This window comes from Streptomyces albidus (ex Kaewkla and Franco 2022) (assembly GCF_013870515.1).
GTDB classification, from domain to species: domain Bacteria; phylum Actinomycetota; class Actinomycetes; order Streptomycetales; family Streptomycetaceae; genus Streptomyces; species Streptomyces albidus.
Window position 1 is genome coordinate 1 of record NZ_JACBXA010000228.1, and the last position, 9651, is coordinate 9651.

At 68.8% G+C, this 9651-nt stretch carries 7 protein-coding genes and 1 pseudogene; 3 read left to right on the plus strand and 5 right to left on the minus strand.

From position 1 onward, the window contains the following. Positions 1–273 precede the first annotated feature (273 nt). From H5J26_RS24595 to H5J26_RS24610, 4 genes are all read right to left on the minus strand, one after another. Positions 274–1104, minus strand: a complete 831-nt coding sequence (locus H5J26_RS24595) for an S-methyl-5'-thioadenosine phosphorylase (RefSeq protein WP_181768144.1) — start codon at positions 1102–1104, stop codon at positions 274–276. A gap of 63 nt (positions 1105–1167) precedes the next feature. Then, entirely contained in the window at positions 1168–1548 is a 381-nt protein-coding gene (locus tag H5J26_RS24600) for an FmdB family zinc ribbon protein (RefSeq protein ID WP_181768145.1), read from the minus strand. A gap of 67 nt (positions 1549–1615) precedes the next feature. Further along, the gene (locus tag H5J26_RS24605; protein WP_309238057.1) at positions 1616–3007 is read right to left on the minus strand and encodes an MFS transporter; all 1392 of its coding nucleotides are present in this window, start codon (positions 3005–3007) and stop codon (positions 1616–1618) included. Positions 3008–3228: 221 nt separating this feature from the next. After that, a complete protein-coding gene (locus H5J26_RS24610; protein WP_181768150.1) occupies positions 3229–4743 on the minus strand; it encodes a potassium/proton antiporter in 1515 nt (504 codons plus the stop codon). Between the two features lie 194 nt (positions 4744–4937). On the opposite strand from H5J26_RS24610, the gene H5J26_RS24615 reads away from it, so the two are divergent. Further along, the gene (locus H5J26_RS24615) at positions 4938–7640 is read left to right on the plus strand and encodes a penicillin acylase family protein (RefSeq protein ID WP_181768146.1); all 2703 of its coding nucleotides are present in this window, start codon (positions 4938–4940) and stop codon (positions 7638–7640) included. Between the two features lie 50 nt (positions 7641–7690). Here H5J26_RS24615 and H5J26_RS24620 read toward each other — a convergent pair whose 3' ends face one another. Further along, entirely contained in the window at positions 7691–8299 is a 609-nt protein-coding gene (locus tag H5J26_RS24620) for a 5-formyltetrahydrofolate cyclo-ligase (protein WP_181768147.1), read from the minus strand. 93 nt (positions 8300–8392) lie between these two features. Here H5J26_RS24620 and galU point away from each other — a divergent pair, with 93 nt between their 5' ends. Further along, positions 8393–9295, plus strand: coding sequence for a UTP--glucose-1-phosphate uridylyltransferase GalU (galU, locus tag H5J26_RS24625; RefSeq protein WP_181768148.1), 903 nt, complete (start codon positions 8393–8395; stop codon positions 9293–9295). A gap of 4 nt (positions 9296–9299) precedes the next feature. Beyond that, a pseudogene (locus H5J26_RS24630) lies at positions 9300–9651 on the plus strand (molybdopterin molybdenumtransferase MoeA); the annotation flags it as partial.

A 9651-nucleotide genomic window follows, 5' to 3' on the forward strand; every position in this document is an offset into this window, starting at 1 on the left:
GACGCCCGTCGACGCCGCCCCCGCGGTCGGGCTCGAAGTTTCGGGGCATCACGCTCACCGCCTGCCGTCGGAAGTTCAGCTTTCCGAAGCAACGGTGCACGAAATCATCGAAACCCGCTGAGAGCTGTGGATAACAAGGCAGTTGTGGACAAAGCCGTCACTCGATGGAGTCGACAGCGCACAGCGTCCCTCGTCAGCAGCCTTCGCGCCGAGGCCGGGAGCCGGTCTCAGAGACGCAAGGCGCAACCCGCGGCCCGATTCCGGGCTTACGGCCTACGGCAGTTCGATGCCCGGGTCCAGCCCGCCCAGCGCCTGACCGCATCCGCAGGCGCGTTCCACGGGCAGCTTGCCGACCGCGTCGAAGAGCACCTTCCGCAGCCGCCCCACGTTCTCGCCGAAGACCCGCAGGACCTCCTCGTGCGAGACCCCCTCACCCGACTCCGCGCCGGCGTCCAGGTCGGTGACGAGGGAGAGCGAGGCGTAGCAGAGCCCGAGTTCGCGGGCGAGCGCCGCCTCCGGGTGGCCCGTCATGCCGACCACGGACCAGCCCTGCGCCGCATGCCACTCGGATTCGGCGCGGGTGGAGAAGCGGGGCCCTTCCACGACGCACATGGTGCCGCCGTCGACCGCTTCCCAGCCGTGGTCGCGGGCGGCGGCGAGGGCGGCCTGGCGGCCCGTCTCGCAGTAGGGATCGGCGAAGGTGAGGTGTACGACGTGGGGCACGGACCCGTCCGGGAGCGGCTCACCGTCGAAGTAGGTCTGTGCGCGCGACTTGGTGCGGTCCACAAGCTGGTCGGGCACCAGCAGGGTGCCAGGCCCGTACTCGGGCCGCAGGCCGCCGACCGCGCAGGGGCCGAGCACCTGGCGCACCCCCGCGGAGCGCAAGGCCCACATGTTGGCGCGGTAGTTGATGCGGTGCGGAGGCAGATGGTGCTTGCGCCCGTGGCGCGGCAGGAAGGCGACGCGGCGCCCGGCCAGCTCTCCGAGGAACAGCGAGTCGCTCGGTTCGCCGTAGGGGGTGTCGACTGTGACCTCGGTCACGTCGTCGAGGAAGGAGTAGAAGCCGGACCCGCCGACGACGCCGATCTCTGCCTGTTCGCTCATGTGTGCCAGCCTACGGGCAGCACGCAAGGCGAACGGGCCGGGCCGTGCGACCCGGCACAGCCGTCAGGCGGCCGAACTGCTCGCCTTGTTCGAGGACTTCGAGGAGCTGTCCCCGGATGAGCCGGAAGCCGAACCCGACTTCGAGGAGCCCCTGTCCGACGAGGAGGAGGAAGAGTCCGAGGACGACTTCGAGGAGCTGTCGCCGTTGCTCTTGGACGAGGAGTCGGAAGAGCTGGAGGACGACGACGTGGACGCGCTCGACGAGGAGCTGCGGCTGTCGTTCCGGTAGAAACCGGAGCCCTTGAAGACGATGCCGACGGCCGAGAACACCTTCTTCAGGCGGCCCTCGCAGTCGGGGCACTCGGTCAGCGAGTCATCGGTGAACTTCTGCACCACCTCGAGGCCCTCGCCGCACTCGGTGCACTGGTACTGATACGTCGGCACGTTCTTCCTCCTGGCACTCTTACTCGGTGAGTGCTAACGACGGTCCATAGTGCAGTATTCCCGCGCTTCAGTCCACCGCGACAGGAGCGCCGTGACCGACTCCACGCGGAGAGTGCCCGCCGCCGGACCGGTCCGACAGCCACCGTCGGAACGTGACGAGCGCGGCCAGCGCCAGCCCCGTACCTGCGAGCGGAGCGAGGAACCCGGTGCCGGCTCCGAAGGCGTCGGTCAGCTGTCCCGCCGTCATCGATCCTGCCGCCTGTCCCAGCGCCACGGCACCGGTCAGCCAGGTGAAGGCCTCGGTGCGGACAGCAGACGGCACCAGCAGCTCTACCAGGGTGAAGCTCGTGATCATGGACGGTGCGACGCACAGCCCGGCGAGCAGACCGAGCATGCCCAGCAGTGTGAGCCACGGCGCCAGTTGAGCCGTCACGGCCAGCGTCAGGGTCGCGAGGACGAGCATCGGATAGGCGATCAGCAGTCGCGTGTGCGGGTTCCGCTTCCACCGGATCGCCCCGACGGCGAGAGCGGCCATGGTGTTGCCCGCGGCGAAGACGCCGTAGAGCACGCCGTTGAGTTCCGGTTCGCCGACGGACTGCGTGAACGCCGCCACCGAGACCTGCATGCCTCCGAAGACGGCGCCGATGCCGAGCAGTGCCGGGATCAGGACGCGCACGCCCGGGACGCTCAACGCCGACTGGGCGGACCGTCCCGTGCCGGACGCCCTGGCCCTGCCCCGTCCACGGCGCCCCTCGTCCGTACGAGCACCGGTGTCCGTGCGGACAGCGGCGTCGCCGTCGGCCCCGCTTCCCGCCCCTGCGCCCCGTTTCCGGGCTGGAGGCTCCGTTCCGCGCTGAGCGGCGAAGAGAAGCCCGCCGCCGATTATCAGAGCCACCTCCGCGATCAGCCCGGCCGCCGGATGCACCCCGGTGCACAACGCGGTCGCGAGCACCGGGCCCACGACGAAGGTGAACTCGTCCGTCACCGACTCGAACGCCGCCGCCGTCGTCATCAGCGGAGAGTTCTTCTCCAGGCAGGCCGACCATCGGGCCCGCACCATCGGACTGATCGGGGGAGTGCTCGCTCCTGCGGGCACTGCCGCGGCGAACAGCGTCCACAGAGGTGCTTCCCGCAACGCCAGCACGATCAGCAGGGAGATCGCCAGGGTGTGCAGGAAGACGGCGGGGACGAGCACCGCGCCCTGACCGAAACGGTCGGTGAGCTTTCCGCCTTGCGGCGAGAGCAGCGCCATGGCGACGCCCGAGGCGGCGGTGACGAGGCCCGCCGCTCCGTATGAGCCGGTGCTGTGCTCGACCAGCAGCACCGTGCCGATGCCCAGCATCGCGATGGGCTGGCGTGCCAGGAAGCCGGGGAGCACGAACCGCCAGGCCCCTGGTGTACGCAGCAAGTCTCCGTAGCGGGGACGGCGTTCGCCGGTCGTGGTGGCCGTATTCGCCACGGCCGAGCCTCTCTGCCGCCTGGTAGCGCGCCATGGGCGCCGAGGGCTGTCCTCTCGCGCGGGACGTCTCCGCCGTCCACTCGCGCCAGCCCTGCGTCAGGCAGGATCGGTGATTGGTCTTACCCACAGCAGGATAACGGCCGTCGCAGGGGACCCGACACCCTGAGAACGGCACACGAAGGTGCCCTGAGAGGCACCCGCCCCTGCCCCGAAGTGGCCCCTCAGGCTCGCGGGTTCGGCTTCAGCCAGCCCGCCAGCTTGCCGCCTCGGCCCACGTCCAGGAGCCGCTGCTCCACGGCGTCCCGTACCGGATCGGTGGCCACCACGAGTAGTTCGTCGCCGTGCTGGAGCATGGTCGTCGGCAGGGGTACGAAGCTGCTTCCGTCCCGTACGACCAGGGTGACCGCGGCTCCCGGCGGCATGCGCAGTTCGGCGACCTCGACGCCGTGCATCCTCGAGTGGTCCGGAATGGCCACGGACAGCAGGTGACCGCGGAGCCGTTCCAGCGGGGCGGACTCGATGTCCACGTCCATCGGTTCGTCGGAGTCGCTCAGACGCAGTTTGCGCGCGAGCCAGGGGAGCGTCGGGCCCTGCACGGCCGTGTAGATGATCACGAGCATGAAGACGATGTTGAAGATGCGTTCGCTGCCTTCGACGTCGGCGACTCTCGGGATCGTCGCCAGCACGATCGGCACCGCGCCGCGCAGACCGGCCCAGGACAGCAGCGCCTGGTCCCGCCAGCGGTAGGCGAAGGGCAGCAGGCTGCACAGCACCGACAGGGGCCGGGCCACCGCGGTCAGCGCGAGTCCGACGATGATCGCCGGCCAGAAGTCCTCGAGGAGGTCGTGCGGTGTGACCAACAGGCCCAGCAGCACGAAGAGACCGATCTGCGCGATCCAGGCCAGCCCGTCGGCGAAGCCGCGTACGGCGGGCCGGTGCGGCAGCCGTGCGTTGCCCAGGAGCAGGGCGGTGACGTAGACCGCGAGGAACCCGGAGCCGTGTGCGATCGCACCGCCCGCGTAGGCGAGAACGCACAGCGCCATCACGGCGATCGGATAGAGACCGGAGGCGGGAAGCGCCACCCGTCCCAGCCCCAGGGCGCCGAGCCGTCCCACCACGAGTCCGACGACCAGCCCGATGAACAGCTCCAGGACGATCTCGCCCACCAGCACGTACCAGTTGCTCCCGGAGACGTGGAGCGTGGAGAAGGAGACGACCAGGATGACGACGGGAGCGTCGTTGAATCCCGACTCGGCCTCCAGCACGCCCGTCAGCCGCTTCGGCAGCGGAACGCTGCGCAGCACGGAGAAGACCGCGGCGGCGTCGGTCGAGGAGACGACCGCGCCCATCAGCAGTGACGTCTGCCAGTTGAGCCCGACGAGGTAGTGGGCCGCGGTGGCCGTGACCATCACGCTCACACCCACACCGACGGTCGAGAGCACCGCGGCGGCCGGCACCGAGGGCCGGATCTCCCGCCACTTGGTGCTCAGACCTCCCTCGGTGAGGATCACGACGAGGGCGGCGTAGCCGAGGGTCTGGGTCAGTTCCGCGTTGCTGAACTGCAGTCCCAGACCGTCCTGTCCGATGGCGATGCCGATCCCGAGGTAGACCAGGAGGCTGGGCAGTCCGCTGCGGGAGGAGAGTTTGACGGCCGCGACCGCGAAGAGCAGGACGAGGGTGCTGAGGAGCAGGAGCTGGTTGAGGCGGTCGACAGTCAGGGGCGGATCCTCTCTCAGGGGCGAGCGGTGAAGTCCCTTTCACAGCCGCGAGTTCGTTCGCGTACCTAACAATTTACCATTGCTTGAATGTCGCATCCGGTTCGGTGGTGACTCCCTGTGTAGCGCCGCGCATGCTCCGCCTATGGTTGCTCCAGCGTGGATTCGCTCCCGCTCCGCACGCCCAAGGTCCAGCCTGCCCTCGAAGGACAGAGATGCCCGCCAAGAAGACCTCGCGACGCGCCCGCCTGATAGTGATCACAGTCGTGCTTCTGCTCGTGGTCGGCATCGGGGGCGGCACGTTCTGGACCATGAGCACCGTTCGCGACTCCTTCCCGCAGACCACCGGTTCGCTGAAGCTCAAGGGCCTGGACGACCCCGTCACCGTCCAGCGGGACCGTGAGGGCATCCCGCAGGTGTACGCGGACAGTTCGAACGACCTCTTCACCGCCCAGGGCTACGTGCAGGCGCAGGACCGCTTCTGGGAGATGGACGTACGGCGTCACATGACGGCAGGGCGGCTGTCGGAGATGTTCGGCCCGGGGCAGGTGAAGACCGACGCGTTCCTGCGGACGCTCGGCTGGCGCCGCGTGGCCGAGCGGGAGTACGCGGGCCTTTCGCCGGAGGCGAAGGCCAACCTCAAGGCGTACTCGGCGGGCGTCAACGCCTACCTCAAGGACCACAAGGGATCTGCCGCCTCCCTCGAGTTCGCTGCTCTCGACCTCTCCGGCGACTACAAGCCGCACAAGTGGAGCCCCGTCGACTCCGTGGCCTGGCTCAAGGCGATGGCGTGGGACCTGCGCGCCAACATGTCGTCCGAGATCGACCGGGCGCTGATGTCGAGCCGCCTCACGTCGCAGCAGATCGAGGAGCTGTATCCGGACTACCCCGCCGACCGGAACAAGCCCATCGTCGACGGCGGGATAGACCCCGGCGGCAAGAACTTCGAAGCCCAGGGCGACTCCGTCACCGCACGACGGAACTCCCCCGGAGCACATCAGGCCGTCAAGGACGCAAGCAGCAAGCTCGGCTCCGTGGCCACTCAGCTCGACAAGATCCCCGCACTTCTCGGCCCCAGCAACAGCGGCATCGGCTCCAACTCCTGGGTCGTCTCAGGGCAGAACACGACGACCGGCAAGCCGCTGCTCGCCAACGACCCGCACCTCTCACCGCAGTTGCCGTCCATCTGGTACCAGATGGGCCTGCACTGCAGGACGGTCAGCAAGTCCTGTCCCTATGACGTGTCGGGCTTCACCTTCTCGGGCCTTCCGGGCGTCGTCATCGGCCACAACCAGGACATCTCCTGGGGCATGACGAACCTCGGCGCCGACGTCACCGACCTGTATCTGGAGCGGTTCCGCGACGGCGGTTATCTGTACGACGGCAGGCGGCGCCCGTACAAGACCCGTCAGGAGACCATCAAGGTCGCGGGCGGCTCGAGCCGCGAGATCACCGTGCGCGAGACGAACAACGGGCCCGTCATCTCCGACCGGGACAGCGAGTTGCGCAAGGTCGGCGACGAGGCCCCCGTCGACAACGCCGCCCCCGACCGGGAAGACGGCTACGGCGTCTCACTGCGCTGGACGGCGCTGAGCCCCAGCAAGACGATGGACGCGGTCTTCAAGCTCAACCGCGCTTCCGACTTCAAGGAGTTCCGGGCCGCCGCCGCCGACTTCGCGGTGCCCTCGCAGAACCTGATCTACGCCGACACCCGGGGCAACATCGGCTACCAGGCGCCGGGCCGCATCCCCGTGCGCGGCGCGGGCGACGGACGCTACCCCGCCCCCGGCTGGGACCCGCGCTACCGCTGGAAGAGCTACGTGCCGCAGAAGGCGCTGCCGTGGGAGTACAACCCCGAACGCGGATACATAGTGACCGCCAACCAGGCCGTCGTCGACGAGAAGAAGTACCCGTACACGCTGACCAAGGACTGGGGCTACGGCACACGCAGCCAGCGGATCAACGATCTGATCAGCTCGAAGGTCGAGGACGGCGGCAAGATCTCCATGGGCGACATGCAGACCATGCAGATGGACAACAGCAGTGAGATCGCGAAGCTGCTCGTGCCGTACCTGTTGAAGATCGACGTGAAGGACGGCTACGTACGCGAGGCCCAGCAACTGCTCGAAGGCTGGACCTACACCCAGGACGCCGACTCGGCACCCGCCGCCTACTTCAACGCCGTCTGGCGCAACATGCTGCTGCTCGCCTTCGGCAACAAGCTGCCCAAGGAACTGCGCGTCAAGGGCGACTGCCTGAACGTCCGTCCCTCCGACGAGTCCCGCCCGGTGGACGATCTGAGCGGCGACACCCGCCTGGTGCGCGAGTGCGGGCTCAGGGACGCGGGTTCGGGCCAGCCGGACGGCGGCGACCGCTGGTACGAGGTCGTGCGGAAGCTCATCAAGGATTCCGACAGCGACTGGTGGAAGACCCCCGGCAACAAGGCCCGCCCCGGTGACCGCGACCGCGACGAGCTGCTCGCGCACGCCATGAAGAACGCCCGCTGGGAGCTGACCTCCAAGCTCGGCAAGGACATAGACACCTGGAGCTGGGGGCGCCTGCACCACCTGATGCTGAAGAACCAGACCATCGGCACGGACGGTCCGGGCTTCATGCAGTTCCTGCTCAACCGCGGCCCCTGGGACCTGGGCGGCGGCAAGGACGCGGTGAACGCCACGGGTTGGAACGCCGCCGGCGGCTACGAAGTGATCTGGGCGCCCTCGATGCGCATGGTCGTCAGCCTCGACAACTTCGACAAGTCGCGCTGGATCAACCTCACGGGCGCCTCCGGTCACGCCTACAACCCGCACTACGTCGACCAGATGGACAAGTGGTCCGTGGGCGCGATGCTTCCGTGGGCGTTCAGCGAGAAGGCAGTGGAGAAGGGCACCGAGGACAAGATGGCCCTGACGCCGTAGTGCGCGGGCTCGTCGTCCGGGCTGCCGGTGCCCGCCGGCAGCCCGGTTCGTCAGTGGTGCGGAGGCGGTGCGGTGAAGCGGTGGATCCCGGACGGGGTCACCGCTGCCGCTACGGGAAGATCGTGCGGCTCGGCCGGTACGCTGCCGACGAGTTCGGCGTCGTAGAGCAGCACCGCGAGCGCCGGCCGCGCCCCCGCTGCCCCGATGCGCGCCAGCACGCGGTCGTACGAACCGCCGCCCCGCCCCAGTCTGAGGCCCTGCCCGTCGACGGCCAGCCCGGGCAGCAGCACCGCGTCGACCTCCGTCACGGCTTCGGGGCCGAGCCGCGGCCCGTCAGGCTCCAACAGCCCCCGCCCGGCGCGTACAAGACTCTCCGCGCCCTCGTACACACCCCAGTCCAGGTCGTTGTCCGGCAACAGCACCGGCAGCAGTACCCGCACGCCCTGTGCGCGCAGCGCCTCCAGAAGCGGAAGCGTCCCGGGCTCGCGGCCGACGGAGACATACGCGGCGACGGAACGGGCCTCCGCGAGCTCCGGCAGTTCCAGCGCGCGTTCGGCGATGACCGTGGCCGTCGCCTCCGCGTCGCTTGCGGTCAACCGGGCCCTCACCGCGAGGATGCTCTCCCGCAACGCGTCCTTACTAGCGTCGATTTCGCCCACAGCGGCTTCCGATCCCTTCCGGCCTGCTCGTATCGCTACATATCAGAGCGAATCCTTACCTTCGACGCAAAGCCACCGGTTATCGTGCGGGGCATGACTACTTCCCGAGCACAGATCACCAAAGCTGTCATCCCGGCAGCGGGTCTGGGCACCCGCTTCCTGCCGGCAACGAAGGCCACGCCGAAGGAGATGCTCCCGGTCGTCGACAAGCCTGCGATCCAGTATGTGGTCGAGGAAGCCGTTACGGCCGGGCTGTCGGACGTTCTCATGGTCACCGGTCGCAACAAGCGGCCGCTCGAGGACCATTTCGACCGCAATTACGAGCTCGAGCAGGTCCTCCGCGACAAGGGCGACGCCACCAAGCTCAGCAGGGTCGAGGAGTCCAGCGACCTGGCGACCATGCACTACGTACGGCAGGGCAACCCCCGCGGGCTCGGGCATGCCGTCCTGTGCGCCGCTCCTCACGTGGGTGAGCAGCCCTTCGCCGTACTTCTCGGAGACGACCTCATCGACCCCCGCGACCCGCTGCTGACGCGCATGACGCAGGTACGCGAGCAGCACGGCGGAAGCGTCATCGCGCTCATGGAGGTCGACCCGGACAACATCCACCTCTACGGCTGCGCGGCCGCCGAGGCCACCGGCGAGGACGACGTGGTGAAGGTCTCCGACCTGGTGGAGAAGCCCTCGGCCGCGGAGGCTCCCTCCAACCTGGCCATCATCGGCCGCTACGTACTCGACCCGGCCGTCTTCGAGGTGCTGCGCAAGACCGAACCGGGCCGCGGCGGCGAGATCCAGCTGACCGACGCTCTGCAGACGCTGGCCGCGGAGCCCTCCCTGGGCGGCCCCGTGCACGGCGTCGTCTTCCGCGGGCGCCGCTACGACACCGGAGACCGCGGCGACTACCTGCGCGCCATTGTCAGACTGGCATGCGAACGTGAGGACCTGGGCCCGGACTTCCGGGCTTGGCTGCGCAGCTTCGTCACCGAGGAGATGTAAGGCGTTGAGCGAGACCTGGTCGGTCGAGGAGCACCTGGACGACATCCTCAGCAGCGTGCGCCCCTTGGAGCCCATCGAGCTCCAACTGCTCGACGCGCAGGGGTGCGTGCTCGTCGAGGACGTCACGGTGCCCTCGTCCCTCCCGCCCTTCGACAACAGCTCGATGGACGGGTATGCGGTGCGTACCGCCGATGTCGAGGGAGCCACCGAGGAGTTCCCCGCGGTGCTGACCGTGACGGGGGACGTCGCGGCGGGGAGCGGGGATCTTCCCGTGGTCGAGCGCGGCCAGGCAGCTCGCATCATGACCGGCGCCGCCCTGCCGCCAGGAGCCGAAGCGGTGGTCCCCGTCGAGTGGA